This is a genomic window from Angustibacter sp. Root456 (assembly GCF_001426435.1).
Lineage (GTDB): Bacteria > Actinomycetota > Actinomycetes > Actinomycetales > Angustibacteraceae > Angustibacter.
Map to the genome: position 1 here is coordinate 463,634 of NZ_LMER01000001.1, position 14,527 is coordinate 478,160.

The window sequence follows — 14,527 nt, forward strand, 5'->3', positions numbered from 1 at the left end:
ACGAGGGGCTAGGGGTAGGGCCAGGCGTTGGGGCGGCAGGGCGCGACCCGCTTGGTCTGCTGCTGCATCACCGGGGCGAGGCGTCCGGCGCCGCCGCACTGCTCGTGCCCGTGCCCCAGCACGTGCCCGACCTCGTGGTTGACGACGTACTGGCGGTACACCGTGAGGTCGGGGAACTCCGGCGTGCCGAGCAGCCAGCGGTACGACGTCAGCACCGCCCGCTGCCCGCTGCGACACGACAGCTTGCCGAAGGTCTGCAGGGGCCGGCACAGCCGCGCCGAGGTGTCGGGGCTGGCGAGCACCACGACGACGTCGGCGTCGCCGTCGGTGCGGGCGAAGCTGCGCCGGCCGCCGTGACCCCACGAGCGGTCGTCGTTGAGGGTGGCCAGCACGGCATCGGCGAAGGCGGCGCGGTCGACGTCGACGCCGTCCTCGACCTCGACGCGCACCGTGGTCGTGGTTCCGCGGCCCGGTGCCGGGTCGCTGCCCGACACAGGCACCAGGCGTCCGGTGCCCCGGGAGACGACGTGCGACACCCGCGGCGAGGCGGACGGCGACGCAGCCGGCGAGGCCGTCGTCACGGCAGACGACGGGGCCGAGCCCGAGGCCGTCGGCGACGGTGAGCTGACGGCGGTCACGTCCGCCGTCGGCGTGACCGGCGGGTCGTCAGCGACCACGCGGGCCAGGCCCCACCCGCCCAGCGCCACGACGAGGGCGACGACCGCCCCCGCGGCCTGCCGACGGCGCCGCTGCACCGCCCGGCGACGGGCCGCGCGGCGCTGAGCAGCCGCGCGAGGCGAGGAGGTCACGAGGCTCAGGATGCCAGGGGGCGCGGACAGCGCGCCCACGACCGGCCACGACCGCCCGCGTCAGCGAAGGTCAGCGCGCGGTGCCGTCCCGGCCCCCCGTGAGGCCGGCGCGGCGGTTGAGCGCGTCGAGCGTCGCCCGGACGACGGCATCCTGGGGATCGCTGCGCACCAGGGCCGATCCGGTGAGCCGGTCGATGCCGGTGGGTGCGAGCAGGGTGAGCACCACCACGGCCACGTGGTCGGGACCCACCTGCAGCAGGTCGACCTGGTCGACGTCGAGCCGGGCTCGCGCGTCGACCACCGCCTCCACCGCAGCCGCCGTCGCCTCGGCGAGCGCGCGATGGGCACCGGCCCCGGTGGCCGGACGGCGCGCCGTTCCCTCGTGGGTGCGCTCGCCCTGACGCAGGCGCACGCTCGCGAGCACCTCGTGCTGCTCGGTGACGACGCTCACGCGGTCGACCACGACGCGCGCGGACGTCGCCGCTTCCGGCGACGGGCCGACGGGGCCCTGCGTCTGCACCGGCACGGAAGGTGCCGCGGGTGCGGGCCTCGGGACGAGCGGCTCGCCCAGCGTGCGCAGCACGGGGTCGAGGGCCTCGTCGACCGCTGCACCGAGCGCGGGGTCGGCGTCCAGGCTCTCGACGACGGCCACCACGGGCCGCCCGGTCGGCCCGGTGAGGCGCAGGCGGGCGCCGTCGCCGTCGAGACCGAACCGGTCGCGCACGCGGCTCACGGCTGCACCCACCACGGACGCGTGGTCCTGGCCGCCGGCGACGAGCACGCGCAGCACGCCGTTGCCGAGCTCGTCGAACTCCAGCGCGACGTGCTCCACCCCGGGGACGTGGCTCAGCGCGTCGCACATCGTGGCCGCGTCCACCTCGTAGGAGCCCACTACCGCGCACTGGTCCTGTCTGGTCCGTCGCGACCGCCCCCGCGGCGGTCAGCGCTCAGATTGTGGCACCAGATCCGGCGGTATCAGCAGCTCACGCGGCCGGTACCCACCAGATGGCCTACTGGCCCGTAGGATCGGGACCTCGGCCAGGCACGACGGAAGGCAGGACCCACGTGACGACGTCACCGGCGACGCGGGGCCGCAGCGCCCGGCTGCCCCGCACGGCGCGCCGCGCCCAGCTGCTCGTGGCCGCGCAGGAGGTGTTCGTGCGCGCCGGCTACCACCAGGCCGCCATGGACGAGATCGCTGACCAGGCCGGCGTGTCCAAGCCGGTGCTGTACCAGCACTTCCCGAGCAAGCTCGAGCTCTACCTGGCGCTGCTCGACCAGCACACCGAGGCGCTCGTGGCCGCCGTCCGGCAGGCCCTGGCCTCCACTCACGACAACAAGCTGCGGGTCGCCGCAACCATGGCTGCCTACTTCGAGTTCGTCGACCGCGAGGGCGAGCCGTTCCGGCTGGTCTTCGAGTCCGACCTCACCAACGAGGCCGCCGTGCGCGAGCGCGTTGACGCCGTCACCGAGCGCTGCGCGGACGCCATCGCCGAGGTGATCAGCGACGACACCTCGCTGCCCGCCGACGAAGCCAAGCTGCTCGGCGTCGCCCTCACCGGCATGGCGCAGGTGAGCGCCCGCTACTGGCTGTCGACCGAGGGCCGGATCCCCCGCGAGGCCGCGGCGCGGCTGGTGGGCCAGCTGTCGTGGCGGGGGCTCGGCGGCTTCCCCAAGACCGACGTCCGCGGTGAGTCGGCCGCCGAAGCCGGCTGATTCGCGGCGGGGCGCGGAACAGCGCGACGCTCCTCGCGGTTAGCCTGAGGCCGGCGTCGTACCGACGTCTCACCCGAGAGCCAGGAGGCCACCGCCCGTGGAGGTCAAGATCGGCGTCCAGAACGTCGCCCGCGAGATCACTTTCGAGTCGCCGCAGACCGCCGACGAGGTCGCGACGCTCGTCGACCAGGCCGTCCAGACCGGCGCGATGCTGCGGCTGAACGACGAGAAGGGGCGCACCGTCATCGTTCCCGGCGCCGTCATCGGCTACGTCGAGGTCGGCGTCGAGACCGAGCGGCGGGTGGGCTTCGGCACCATGTGACGGCGCTGTGGGCGTCCTCCGGGACGTCGGGTCCACCGGCTCGACGTGCGGAGGGCGATCACCCGTGGAAGCCTTTCGAGCGGTCGGCGAGCGCCGACCCCGTCGTGAACGGTTCGCGACGACGAAGGCACCGGGTGACCCCCGGGCCAGCTGGGAGGACCCCACATGACGATCATCGGTCTGATCATCGCCGGAATCATCATCGGTGCTCTGGCGCGACTGTTCCTGCCGGGCCGTCAGGGCATCGGCATCATCGCGACCATCATCGTCGGCATCATCGGCACCCTCATCGGATGGTGGATCGCCGGCGCGCTGGGCGTGCAGGAGACCAGCGGTGTCGACTGGATCCGCTGGATCATCAGCATCATCGTCTCGATGGTGCTCGTGGCCATCACGGCCGCGATCCTCGGTCGCAACGACCGGCGCACGGTCGCCTGACGGCCGCACACAGCCCTCGGGGGCCGCACCCAGCACGGGTGCGGCCCCCGATGTGTGTGCAGGGGGTGCGGCCGGTCAGCGGCCGGTCGGGTGATGAGGAGTCAGGCCGAGAGCCCGAGCCGGCCCATCCGACGGGTGTGCTCCTCGGTGAGCCGCGCGAACATCCGCCCGATCTCGGCGAGGTCGGCGCCGGCGTGGAACCCGCCGCCGATGAGCAGGTTGGCGAGGGCGTCGCGCTCGGCCACGACGCGCTGGGCCTGCGACAGCGCCTCGCCGACCAGCCGGCGTCCCCAGAGGGCGAGCCGGCCGCCGACGCTGGGGTCGCGGTCGATGGCCTCGCGCACGGCCCGGACGGCGAACTCCGCCTGGCCCATGTCCTGCATGACCTCGAGCACGAGCTCGCGGGTCGCCGGGTCGAGGTAGGCCGCGACCTCACGGTAGAAGTCGCCCGCGATGCCGTCTCCCACGTAGGCCTTCACCAGCCCTTCGAGCCAGCTCGAGGGCCGCGCCCGGTCGTGGAAGGCGTCGATGGCCTCGACGAACGGCTGCATGGCCTCGCTGACGTCGGCGCCGAGCTCGCGCAGGCGCGACTCCAGCAGCTCGTAGTGGTGGAACTCGCTCACCGCCTGGCGGCCCAGCGCGGCCTTGTCGGGCAGTGACGGCGCGAGCTCGGCGTCCGCGGCCAGCCGGCTGAACGCCGTCAGCTCGCCGTACCCGAGCGCCCCGAGCAGGTCGACCACGGCGGCGCGGTAGTCGGCGTCGGCGAAGGGGTCGGGCGCGTCGGACAGGTCGGGCGCAGGCGTCATGGGTCACGAGCGTAGCCGCGAGCGGTAGACTGGATCACGACACGGATGCCCGGTCGGATCATCTACGCACCAGACGGCACCTCGCCTGCCGGCGCGACAGCACTGGCAACGCACTCGCAGAGCCTGAAGACACCCGATCGGCTCCACCCCAGCGGAGCGGCCCGCCCAGCGTGAACGACGCGCGGCGTGCGGCCCCCGCCCGACGTGAAGGCCGCGTGTGACTGAGCAGATGACCGACCAGACGACCGCATCCACCGCATCCACTGACGCCACCGACGAGATCGACGAGATCGACGGGATCGACGACACCCAGCACGAGGGCGCCGACAGCGCTCCCGCCGCTCCCGCCACCGAGACCCGCACCTTCGCCGACTTCGCGGTGCGTGCCGACATCGTCGAGGCGCTGAGCCGCGTCGGCATCACGACGCCGTTCCCGATCCAGGCGATGACCCTGCCGGTCGCGCTCACCGGGCACGACATCATCGGCCAGGCCAAGACCGGCACCGGCAAGACCCTCGGCTTCGGCCTGCCGCTGTTGCAGGGCACCGTCGCTCCGGGTGAGGACGGTTTCGACGCCCTCGAGGCGCCCGGCAAGCCGCAGGCGCTCGTCGTCGTGCCGACCCGCGAGCTGGCCGTCCAGGTGGCCGGCGACCTCGAGACCGCCAGCGCCCTGCGCAGCACCCGCGTGCTCACCGTCTACGGCGGCCGGGCCTACGAGCCGCAGGTCGAGGCGCTGCGCCGCGGCGTCGAGGTCGTCGTGGGCACGCCCGGACGCTTGCTCGACCTGGCCCAGCAGGGTCATCTCGACCTCGGTCACGTGCGCACCCTGGTGCTCGACGAGGCCGACGAGATGCTCGACCTGGGCTTCCTGCCGGACGTCGAGCGCCTGCTCGCGCTCACGCCGAACGGGCGGCAGATGATGATGTTCTCGGCCACCATGCCGGGCGCTGTGGTCTCGCTCGCCCGCCGGTTCATGACCCAGCCGACGCACATCCGGGCCATCGACCCTGCCGACGACGGTGCGACGCTCAAGGCGATCAGCCAGTTCGTCTACCGCGCGCACGCGATGGACAAGGTCGAGATGCTCGCCCGCATGCTGCAGGCCGAGGGCCGCGGGCTCACCATGATCTTCGCGCGCACCAAGCGCACCGTGGCCAAGGTGGCCGACGAGCTCGCCGAGCGCGGGTTCGCCGCCGCGGCCATCCACGGCGACCTGGGTCAGGGCGCCCGTGAGCAGGCGCTGCGCGCCTTCCGCAACGGCAAGGTCGACGTGCTCGTCGCCACCGACGTCGCCGCGCGCGGCATCGACGTCGACGGCATCACCCACGTGATCAACTACCAGTGCACCGAGGACGAGAAGACCTACCTGCACCGCATCGGGCGCACCGGCCGCGCCGGGCGCACGGGCGTCGCGGTGACGTTCGTGGACTGGGACGACATGCCGCGCTGGGGGCTGATCAACAAGGCACTCGACCTCGGCATCCCCGAGCCCGTCGAGACCTACTCGAGCTCTCCGCACTTCTTCGAGGACCTCTCGATCCCCGAGGGCACCAAGGGCACGCTCCCCCGCTCGGCGCGTACCCGCGAGGGCCTGGCGGCCGAGCAGGTCGAGGACCTCGGCGAGACCGGCCAGCGCAGCAAGGGTGCTGGCGCCTCGCGCGAGCGCGGCCACGGTGGTCGGGGCGAGCGCGGTGGCCGAGGTGAGCGCGATGGCCGAGGTGAGCGCGATGGGCGCAGTGAGCGCACGGAGCGCACCGAGCGCACCGAGCGCACCGAGCGCACCGAGCGCACCGAGCACGGGGACGGCGAGGCGTCGGCTCCGCGCCAGCGCAACCGTCGCCGCACCCGCCGCTCGGGCGAGGGTGCGGACGCGACGACGGCGACCGGCCCTGGGACGAGCGTCTCGGACTCCGGGACCGCCGACCCGAGCGGTGAGGGCGCTCCCCGGCGTCGTCGTCGGCGCGGTGGTCGCGGTCGCGGTGGTTCGGGTGACTCCGCGCCCTCTGCTGCGCCGTCGGCCTGATCGGCTGGCGGTGAACGCGCAGGCGGCGGCTGAAGAACGCCCGCGACCGCAGTACGACACGGGGCTGATCCTGGCCCTGCCGCAGCTGGCGGCGTTCACCTCGCCGTGGCGCTCGACGTCGTACGTGCCGGGCCACCCGGCACTGCCCATCGAGCGCCGCTTCCCCCCGCACGTCACGCTGCTCGCTCCCTGGGCGCCGGCCGACGACGGTGAGGCGCTGGAGCGGCTGCGCGCGGTGGCTCAGCGGGGTCGTCCGTTGCGGATCGAGTTCACGGCGGCCGACCTGTTTCCCGAGTCCGGCGTGGTCTACCTGACCCCGACGCCCACGGCGGAGCTGACGGAGCTCTTCGACGACGTGCTGGCGACCTTCCCCGACCACCCGCCGTACGGCGGCCTGCACGACACGGTCGTGCCGCACCTGACGGTCTCGGCGGACGGGGGGCCGGCGCAGCTCGCCCAAGTGCGAGCGGCGCTGGCCGAGCACGGCCCGGTGTGGGCCGAGACCGACCGCATCTGCGTGTTCGGCCGCGGCGACGACGACATCTGGCGGCAGACGGCGTCGGTGGTCCTCGGCTCAGGAGACCTTGCGCCGCACTGCCTCTAGGTGCTGCGTCGGCTCAGCGCCAGCCAGCGGAGATGGCCTCGGCCACTGCGCGGTAGGCGGCGGCGCCCTTCGAACCACGCGCCGTCGCCAGCACCGAGCGGCCGACCGCAGGCGCCTCGGCGAACCGCACCGACTTCGGGATCGGCGGCTCGAGCACCGGCACGCCGTAGCGGTCGGGCAGGTCGGCCAGCACCGCCCGCGCGTGCGTGGTGCGCGCGTCGAACATCGTGGGCAGGATGCCAAGCACCTGCAGGTCGGGGTTGAGGATGCGCTGGACGTCGGCCACGGTGTCGAGCAGCTGACCGACGCCGCGGTGGCTGAGCATCTCGCACTGCAGCGGCACCAGCACCGACCCGGCGACGGTCAGCGCGTTCAGCGTCAGGACGCCCAGCGACGGGGAGCAGTCGATCAGCACGACGTCGTAGTCGGCCAGCACCGGCTCCAGCGCCGAGCGCAGCACGAACTCGCGCCCCGGGCGGCTCAGCAGCGCGGCCTCGGCGCCGGCGAGCTCGATGGTCGAGGGCAGCAGGTCGACCGCGTCGTCCGTGGTGTGCAGCACGTCGGTGATCTCGGCGGCGCCGGTGAGCACCTCGTGGACGCCGGCGTCGACCTCGTCCGGGTCGAGCCCGAGCGAGAAGGTCAGGCAGGCCTGGGCGTCGAGGTCGACGAGCAGCACGCGGCGTCCCTGCTCGGCGAAGGCGGCACCCAGCGCCGCGACCGTCGTGGTCTTCGCCACCCCGCCCTTCTGGTTGGCCACCGCGATGACGCGGGCGCCTTGCGGCGTCTTGATCCTGCGACGAGCCACGAGCTCTCCGATCCGGCCGGGGCGTGCGGGCTCAGTCTCGCCCGGCGGTCCACCGCGTCACAAGCGAGGGCGGCGTGACACCGGCCACGCCCCGCTCGGCGCAGCCCTGAGATGCACGAACGCCAAGGCTTTGCCATGGTCGTGGTGTGACCAGTGAGCGCCACGACGACGTGCTCTCGGTCGGGGAGGCGGACGACGTGGGCCTCTTCCGGCCGAGCACTCAGACCTGGCGTCTGCACTCCGAGCCGCTGCTCGGCCTGGCGGTGCTGCGCGGTCTGCTGCTCGGAGCGCTGCACCCGGCCAACCCCGCGGCGTCCGACGACGTGTGGCTGCGACTGAGCCGGGCGGTCGAGGTCGTGGGCGCCGTCACCTTCGGGACGCCGGGCCAGGCGCTGGCCGTCGCGGCGCGCGAGCGCATCGAGCAGTCGATGCGCGGCCTCGAGCCGTTGGCGGCGTGGCACCACTGCTGCCAGGTCGACTCGGTGGTGGAGGTGCTGCGGCGTTCCGGCGTGGCCCTCGACGACGAGCAGGCCGACCGCTACGTCGCCGAGCAGGTATCAGCCGCCACGCTGCTCGGGCTGGAGCCGGACGAGGTTCCCAACGACCTCGCGGGTGTGCAGGACACGCTGCGCGAGCTGCGGTCCGAGCTCGTGGCGAGCACCGAGGCGCGCGCCGACATCGGCGAGGTCGTGGCGCCGTCCGTGCTGGTCGACCGCATCCCCGTGCCGCGCCCGCCGTGGGCCGCCGTCGCCGGCCTCGCCTACGCCGCGCTGCCGGGCTGGGCTCGCCGCCTCTACGCGATGCCGGGGCTGCCTGGTGCCGCCGCACTGCACGGCGCAGCCACCACCGTGGCGCTGCACACCCTGCGCTCGAGCCTGCGCGGAGGGGCCGGGGTGCCCGAGGTGGCGCCGAGCCCGCACGTGCGGACGGCGCGCGAGCGCCTGGCCGCCCCGCCGGAGGACTGAACCGGCCGGCTCGCCGCGAAGACGTGCGGCGATGGGTGCGGCGAAAGTGCGGCGTTCACCACCGATCCGCCGCACCCATCACCGCACGCGGTCAGCCCTGCAGCACGAAGGCCCGCACCGCGTCGGCCACGAGCTGGACGGCGATCGCCGACAGCAGCAGGCCCGCGATCCGGGTGACGAGAGTCGTGCCGCCCTCACCGAGCACCCGGTGGATGCGCACCGAGAAGCGCATCGCCAGCCAAAGGCACACGTGCACGAGCACGACGCCCAGCGCGATCGCGACGTAGGCCGGCGCGTGCCGGTCGGCGGCCGCTGCCTGCTGCACGAAGACCATCGTGGCCACGATGGCTCCCGGACCCGCCAGCAGTGGCGTCCCGAGCGGCACGAGGGCGACGTTGACGCCCTCGGCCGAGCCGGGCGCCTCGTCCTTGCCGGTCAGCAGCTCGAGCGCCACGAGCAGCAGCAGCAGGCCACCGGCGCCTTGCAGCGCGGGCAGGCTGATGTGCAGGTACTCCAGCAGCGCCCGCCCGAACACCGCGAACGCCACGATGACGCCGAACGCGACGAGCACGGCCTGGCGCGCCGCGAGCACCCGCTGGCGGCCGGTCATCGCCGAGGTGAGCGCCAGGAAGATCGGCACCGTGCCGGGCGGGTCCATGATCACGAACAGCGTGACGAACACCGAGCCCAGCAGCTGCGCGTCGAGCACCGCGCTCATCAGCCCACGACCGCGGTGCCGGTGGCGCGGCGCTCGATCTCAGCCAGCACGTCGTCGTCCGTGGTGTTCTCACCGAGCCGGTTCGGTTTTCCGGCACCGTGGTAGTCGCTCGACCCGGTGACGAGCAGGTCCAGGCGCCGGGCGAGGGCCAGCAGGTGCTCGCGCTCGTCGCGGTCGTGGTCGCGGTGGTAGACCTCGAGGCCGGCGAGCCCGGCGTCGGCCATCTCCTCGATCACCTCGTCGGCGACGACCCGGCCGCGACGGCGAGCCATCGGGTGCGCCATCACCGGCACTCCCCCGGCCGCGACCACCAGCTGCACGGCGTGCACGGGGTCGGGGGCGTAGTGCCGCACGTAGTACGGGCCCCGTGACGACAGCAGCCCCGCGAACGCCTCCTCGCGGTCGCGCACCACACCGCGCGCCACGAGGGCGTCGGCGATGTGCGGGCGGCCGATGGTCGCGCCCTCGGCCACCTGCTCCTCGACGTCGGCCCAGCTGACCTCGACGTCGCGGGCCAGCAGCTCGACGATGCGCTCGGCCCGGTGATGACGGCTGTCACGCGCCGCGTCGACCTCGACGGCCAGCCCGTCGTCACTCGGGTCGTGCAGGTAGCTCAGCAGGTGGACGCTCACGCCATCGCTGCCGCACGAGATCTCCATGCCCGGCACGAACCGGACGCCGAGCCGACGGGCAGCATCCGCTGCCTGCGCCCAGCCGGCCGTGCTGTCGTGGTCGGTGAGCGCGACGACGTCGAGCCCGGCCTCGTGCGCGGCGGCCACGACCTGCGCCGGCGACTGCGTCCCGTCGGACACCGTCGAGTGGGTGTGGAGGTCGGTGCGCACGACCCTCAGCCTAGAGCCGGCCCCCTCACAGCGGCTTCAGCGCGTCGCCCAGTCGTACCCGCGCGCCCGTGCGCATCACCGAGTTGCCGTAGACCCGGCCGGTGATCCACACGAAGCCGACCGTGACGGCGAGGCCCAGCGCCACGGTGAACGCCAGCTCCCACGTCGGCACCACCCCGAGGGCGATGCGCACGGGCATGAGCGTCGGGGAGAACACCGGGACGAGCGACAGCACGTGCGCGAGCTTGCTGTCGGGCTGGCTCGGCAGGATGCTCACGGCGATCACGTACGGCACGATGATGATGCCCAGGATCGGCGCCGTGACCCCGCCGGCGTCCTCCTGGCGCGACACCATGGCGCCCGCCGCGGCGAACAGCAGCGCGTACATCACGAAGCCGATGAGGTACCAGACCAGCGCCCAGACGACGACCCCGATCGCGACCGACGACGGCAGCGTCAGGGTGCCCAGCGCGAGCCCCACAGCCAGCCCGCCGCCCGCGACCACCACCATCTGCAGCAACCCGGCAGCGCCGATGCCGATCACCTTGCCGAGCATGAGCTGCCACGGGCGCAGCGTGGCGAGCAGCAGCTCGACGACGCGGCTCGTCTTCTCCTCGATCACGCCCTGCGCCACCGTCTGGCCGTAGATCATCAGCGACAGGTAGACCAGGATCCCGGCCACCAGCCCGAGGGCGATCCGCTCGGACTGGAACTGCGTCGCCGGCTCGACCGAGCGCACCTGGACGGCCGAGCGTGCCACAGCGGCCCGCACCTGGGCGGCATCACCGCCGGCCGCCGCCACCGCCTGGTCCTGCGCCACCTGGCGAGCCAGCACGGTCAGCGCGGCCTTCAGTTGGTCGCCGAGCGTGCGGCGTACCTGCACCTGCATCACGGCGCCGGCTTGCACCACCACGGCGTCGAGCGAGCCATCGCGCAGCCGTTGCTCGGCCGTCGCCTCGTCGGGGACCTGCACGGTGCGCACGGTGAGCCCGACGGCGGTGCCGACGTCGTGCAGCGGCGCGGCGACGGCGGTGGCCGACGGCAGCAGGCCGACCTTCGCCGTCGTCGCGCGGTCGCCGACGAAGTGCATCACGACCGCGAGGCCGACGACGCTCAACAGGAACAGCGCCGTGGAGATCGCGAACATCTTGCTGCGCACTCGGGCGGTGAGCTCGCGGCGCACCACCAGGCCGATCACGTGGCGCGACGACAGCTGGTCGCTCACGCCGCCACCTGCTCGCTGACGGCGTGCCGGAACAGCTCGGTCAGCGACGCCTGGCGTCGCCGGAACTCGTGCACGGGCCCGGTCGCGAGAGCGGCCCGCAGCACCGGCTGGTCGTCGGCGTCGGGGGCGAGCTCGAGCACGTCGCGCCCCTCCTCGACCGTGTGCGAGACGACGCCGGGCAGTCGCTCGGCCCACCCCGCGGGGGCCTGCGGTGCGTGCACGACCAGGCGGCTGGAGCCGCCCGCGCGCAGCTCGTCGACGGCACCGAAGGCCACCAACCGCCCCTGGCGCACGATGGCCACGCGGTCGCAGAGGCGCTCGACGAGGTCGAGCTGGTGGCTGGAGAAGATCACCGGAACTCCCTGCGCCGCGGTGTCGCGCAGCACCTCGCTCATGACGTCGACGGCGAGCGGATCCAGGCCCGAGAACGGCTCGTCGAGCACCAGGGCGGCCGGGTCGTGCACCAGCGCGGCGGCCAGCTGCACCCGCTGCTGGTTGCCCAGGCTGAGCTTCTGCACCTCGTCGCCCACTCGCTCGCTGACGCCGAGGCGCTGCGTCCAGGTGCGCACGGCGACATCGGCCTCGGCGGCGGTGAGGCCGTGCAGGCGCGCCAGGTAGACCAGCTGCTCGCCGACCTTCATGCGCGGGTACAGGCCGCGCTCCTCGGGCATGTAGCCGATGCGCCGGCGGTCGGCGGCGGTGATCGGGTGGCCGCCCCAGCGCACCTGCCCGGCGTCGGCCGCGAGCACCCCGAGCGCGATGCGCATGGCCGTGCTCTTGCCCGCGCCGTTGCTGCCGACGAACCCGAGAAGCTCACCGGGGCGCACCTGCAGGCTGAGGTGGTCGAGCGCGACCACCTGGCCGTACCGCTTGCTCACGTCGTCGAGCTCGAGCCCAGCCGCCGTCACCACTCACCCTCCCCGAGACGCGCCGGCCCCGGCCGACGTCGACTCGACCCTAACGGGTCGGCCCGACAGCTCAGCCCTCCCGCAGCTCGGGGCGGCCCGGCTGCTCGCCGCCGCGCGCGTCGAGGTAGCTCTGCTTCGGCACCATGACCTTGCGGCGGAAGACGCACACGAGCGTGCCGTCCTGCTTGTAGCCCTTGGTCTCGACGTGCACGACGCCGCGGTCGTCCTTGCTGGTGCTCTCGCGCTTGTCGAGCACGGTCGTCTCGCCGTAGATCGTGTCGCCGTGGAAGGTGGGCGCCACGTGCCGCAGCGACTCGATCTCGAGGTTGGCGATCGCCTTGCCGCTGACGTCGGGCACCGACATGCCGAGCAGGATCGAGTAGACGTAGTTGCCCACCACGACGTTCTGGCCGAACTGCGTGGTCTGCTCGGCGTAGTTCGCGTCCAGGTGCAGGGGGTGGTGGTTCATCGTCAGCAGGCAGAACAGGTGGTCGTCGTACTCGGTGACGGTCTTGCCTGGCCAGTGCTTGTAGACCGCACCGACCTCGAACTCCTCGTAGCTGCGCCCGAACTGCATGCTCGTCTCCCTGGTCGCTGGCCCGTCGACGGGCGCCGGCAGGCGCCGCCTCGGCTCATGCTGCCGGACGCCGGCCCCGCGCCGGGGCCGGACGAGCGTGCTCTTGGTCACGCACGGCCGTCAGCGAGCAGGGTCGCCCATCACGCGGTTGCGCCCACTGCGCTTGGCGGCGTAGAGGTTGCGGTCGGCGTCCGACATGAGCGCTCCGGGCGACGTCACGCCCGTGGGCGCGGTGCTCACGCCGATCGACACGGTGACCGGTACGGCGCCGGTCAGCGGGCTCCAGTCGTGGTCCTGCACCGCGAGCCGCACTCGCTCGCACACCACCACGGCGACGTCAGCAGAGACGCCGGACAGCACGATGGCGAACTCCTCCCCACCCAGGCGCCCCACCGCGATCGAGCGATCGGCAGCGCCCTCGACGGCGGCGGCGTCCTCGAGCAGGCGGCCGAGTGCACGCAGCACCTCGTCGCCGCACTCGTGCGAGAGCTCGTCGTTGATCCGCTTGAAGTGGTCGACGTCGACGATGGCGGTGGTGAGCGACGTCCCCTCCCGGCTCGCCACGGCGTACCTGCGCGCGAGCTCTTCGTCGAGGAAGCGGCGGTTCCACAGGCCGGTCAGCGCGTCTCGGTAGGCGAGCTCGCGGAACCGGACGGCATCGCGGGAGGCCTGCTCGACCTCGTAGGCAGCGTGCACGAGCTGCGCCTGCGTCTGCGCCTCCTCGCTCGACACCCGCTGCGAGGTGGAGTGGAAGGCGACGTACTCGGCGAACGCGGCGGCGAAGTCGCCTTGCGCGGCGTGCCAGACGGCCCGCTCCTCGTGCACCGCCGCGGTGCTCGCCAGCAGGCCACCGCGGCGCGCTTCCTCCTCCGCGCGGTCGAGCAGCGTCGCCGCGGCAGCGAAGTCGGCGCGGCGCCGGTGGATCTCGGCCGCCGCGAGCAGGCAGTCGATGCGGGCAGTCGGCTCGCCGAGGCGCACCGGCCCGTCACCGTCGAACACCGGCGACAGCACGGCCAGGGCCGCGTCGAACTCCTCGTGCATGACGTGCATGCGGGCCACGGTGTCGACCATGATCGCCTTGAGCGGCAGGCCGTACAGCTCGGAGGCGCGCAGCAGCTCCCCGGCGTGACTGCGCGCACCGTCGCGGTCGCCGGTGAGGACGGCGTGCCACGCCCGGTTGTTGTGGATCACGAGCATGGCCTCGCCGTCGCCGGCCTCCGTCGCGAGCTCGAGCACCTCGTCGTAGCGACGGTCGCCCTCGGTCGTCCCCGCTCCGAACCCGACGGCGGCCACGAGCACGTGGTCGATGCGCACGCCCACCGGCGCGTCCGCGGGCAGCAGCCGGACGCTGTGCAGCCCCTCGGTGCGCGTCGAGGCCAGGTCACCGATGGCGAGCGCCACGGTCGACAGCACGAACGCGCTGCGCGCCTCGAGGTAGACGTCACCGGCGTCACGGGCCCACGCGGCGACCTCCTTGGCGAGCACCGAGGCCGTGCCGGCGTCGCCGGACCGCATCGCGAAGTCGGCGTTGATGAGGGTGGCCCGCCGCTCCAGCGGCACCCAGCCGCGGCCCTTGGCCACCGACGCGAGGTGCTGGGCCACGGCGGCCGCCTCGTCGTCGTACTGCGAGCGAGCCGCCTCCATGGCCGACAGCAGCGCCTCGGTGTCGGCGTAGGTCACGTCCAGCCGGTCGCCGGCACCCGCCCAGGGGGCGGCCGGTCGAGTCAGGAGTGTGCTCACTCACGCACTATCGGCCAAACGCCCCTTCA

General features: G+C 73.5%; 16 protein-coding genes. 6 read left to right on the forward strand and 10 right to left on the reverse strand.

Annotated elements, in window-relative coordinates; translation table 11 throughout:
• Positions 1 to 8 precede the first annotated feature (8 nt).
• Together ASD06_RS02205 and ASD06_RS02210 are read right to left on the reverse strand one after the other, a co-directional pair.
• Positions 9 to 809, reverse strand: coding sequence for a DUF3152 domain-containing protein (locus ASD06_RS02205; protein ID WP_200941802.1), 801 nt, complete (start codon positions 807 to 809; stop codon positions 9 to 11).
• 70 nt (positions 810 to 879) lie between these two features.
• The gene (locus ASD06_RS02210) at positions 880 to 1,686 is read right to left on the reverse strand and encodes a hypothetical protein (protein ID WP_157371439.1); all 807 of its coding nucleotides are present in this window, start codon (positions 1,684 to 1,686) and stop codon (positions 880 to 882) included.
• A gap of 128 nt (positions 1,687 to 1,814) precedes the next feature.
• Here ASD06_RS02210 and ASD06_RS02215 point away from each other — a divergent pair, with 128 nt between their 5' ends.
• The 3 genes from ASD06_RS02215 (at position 1,815) to ASD06_RS02225 (ending at position 3,285) form a co-directional block, all read left to right on the forward strand.
• Complete coding sequence (locus tag ASD06_RS02215) at positions 1,815 to 2,525, forward strand: TetR/AcrR family transcriptional regulator (RefSeq protein ID WP_056672442.1); 711 nt, start codon at positions 1,815 to 1,817, stop codon at positions 2,523 to 2,525.
• A gap of 97 nt (positions 2,526 to 2,622) precedes the next feature.
• On the forward strand, positions 2,623 to 2,847 hold the full coding sequence (locus ASD06_RS02220) for a DUF3107 domain-containing protein (protein ID WP_056672443.1): 225 nt from the start codon (positions 2,623 to 2,625) through the stop codon (positions 2,845 to 2,847).
• Between the two features lie 165 nt (positions 2,848 to 3,012).
• Positions 3,013 to 3,285, forward strand: a complete 273-nt coding sequence (locus ASD06_RS02225) for a GlsB/YeaQ/YmgE family stress response membrane protein (protein ID WP_056672445.1) — start codon at positions 3,013 to 3,015, stop codon at positions 3,283 to 3,285.
• Between the two features lie 101 nt (positions 3,286 to 3,386).
• On the opposite strand, the gene ASD06_RS02230 is transcribed toward ASD06_RS02225, so the two are convergent.
• The gene (locus tag ASD06_RS02230) at positions 3,387 to 4,091 is read right to left on the reverse strand and encodes a ferritin-like fold-containing protein (RefSeq protein WP_056672447.1); all 705 of its coding nucleotides are present in this window, start codon (positions 4,089 to 4,091) and stop codon (positions 3,387 to 3,389) included.
• 229 nt (positions 4,092 to 4,320) lie between these two features.
• Here ASD06_RS02230 and ASD06_RS02235 point away from each other — a divergent pair, with 229 nt between their 5' ends.
• On the forward strand, positions 4,321 to 6,114 hold the full coding sequence (locus ASD06_RS02235; RefSeq protein WP_056673023.1) for a DEAD/DEAH box helicase: 1,794 nt from the start codon (positions 4,321 to 4,323) through the stop codon (positions 6,112 to 6,114).
• Positions 6,080 to 6,718: a 2'-5' RNA ligase family protein gene (locus ASD06_RS02240; RefSeq protein ID WP_162248025.1), complete on the forward strand. Its 639-nt coding sequence runs from the start codon at positions 6,080 to 6,082 to the stop codon at positions 6,716 to 6,718. Before ASD06_RS02235 ends, ASD06_RS02240 begins: the two co-directional genes overlap by 35 nt.
• A gap of 13 nt (positions 6,719 to 6,731) precedes the next feature.
• Here ASD06_RS02240 and ASD06_RS02245 read toward each other — a convergent pair whose 3' ends face one another.
• Positions 6,732 to 7,523, reverse strand: a complete 792-nt coding sequence (locus ASD06_RS02245; protein ID WP_235502179.1) for a ParA family protein — start codon at positions 7,521 to 7,523, stop codon at positions 6,732 to 6,734.
• A gap of 146 nt (positions 7,524 to 7,669) precedes the next feature.
• On the opposite strand from ASD06_RS02245, the gene ASD06_RS02250 reads away from it, so the two are divergent.
• Positions 7,670 to 8,488: an oxygenase MpaB family protein gene (locus ASD06_RS02250; RefSeq protein WP_056672451.1), complete on the forward strand. Its 819-nt coding sequence runs from the start codon at positions 7,670 to 7,672 to the stop codon at positions 8,486 to 8,488.
• Positions 8,489 to 8,579: 91 nt separating this feature from the next.
• On the opposite strand, the gene ASD06_RS02255 is transcribed toward ASD06_RS02250, so the two are convergent.
• The 6 genes from ASD06_RS02255 to ASD06_RS02280 form a co-directional block, all read right to left on the reverse strand.
• Positions 8,580 to 9,206 (reverse strand): MarC family protein, encoded by a 627-nt coding sequence (locus tag ASD06_RS02255; protein WP_056672452.1) that lies wholly within the window; start codon positions 9,204 to 9,206, stop codon positions 8,580 to 8,582.
• Positions 9,206 to 10,048, reverse strand: a complete 843-nt coding sequence (locus tag ASD06_RS02260) for a PHP domain-containing protein (protein ID WP_056672454.1) — start codon at positions 10,046 to 10,048, stop codon at positions 9,206 to 9,208. The genes ASD06_RS02255 and ASD06_RS02260 overlap by 1 nt, the downstream gene beginning before the upstream one ends.
• Before the next feature lie 25 nt (positions 10,049 to 10,073).
• Positions 10,074 to 11,273 carry an ABC transporter permease gene (locus ASD06_RS02265; protein ID WP_200941803.1) on the reverse strand — a complete coding sequence of 400 codons (1,200 nt, stop codon included), beginning with the start codon at positions 11,271 to 11,273 and terminating at the stop codon, positions 10,074 to 10,076.
• Positions 11,270 to 12,181, reverse strand: a complete 912-nt coding sequence (locus ASD06_RS02270) for an ABC transporter ATP-binding protein (RefSeq protein WP_056673033.1) — start codon at positions 12,179 to 12,181, stop codon at positions 11,270 to 11,272. Before ASD06_RS02270 ends, ASD06_RS02265 begins: the two co-directional genes overlap by 4 nt.
• Before the next feature lie 70 nt (positions 12,182 to 12,251).
• Positions 12,252 to 12,758 (reverse strand): MaoC family dehydratase, encoded by a 507-nt coding sequence (locus tag ASD06_RS02275; RefSeq protein ID WP_056672456.1) that lies wholly within the window; start codon positions 12,756 to 12,758, stop codon positions 12,252 to 12,254.
• Positions 12,759 to 12,878: 120 nt separating this feature from the next.
• Positions 12,879 to 14,498: a diguanylate cyclase gene (locus tag ASD06_RS02280; protein ID WP_056672457.1), complete on the reverse strand. Its 1,620-nt coding sequence runs from the start codon at positions 14,496 to 14,498 to the stop codon at positions 12,879 to 12,881.
• Positions 14,499 to 14,527: the final 29 nt, after the last annotated feature.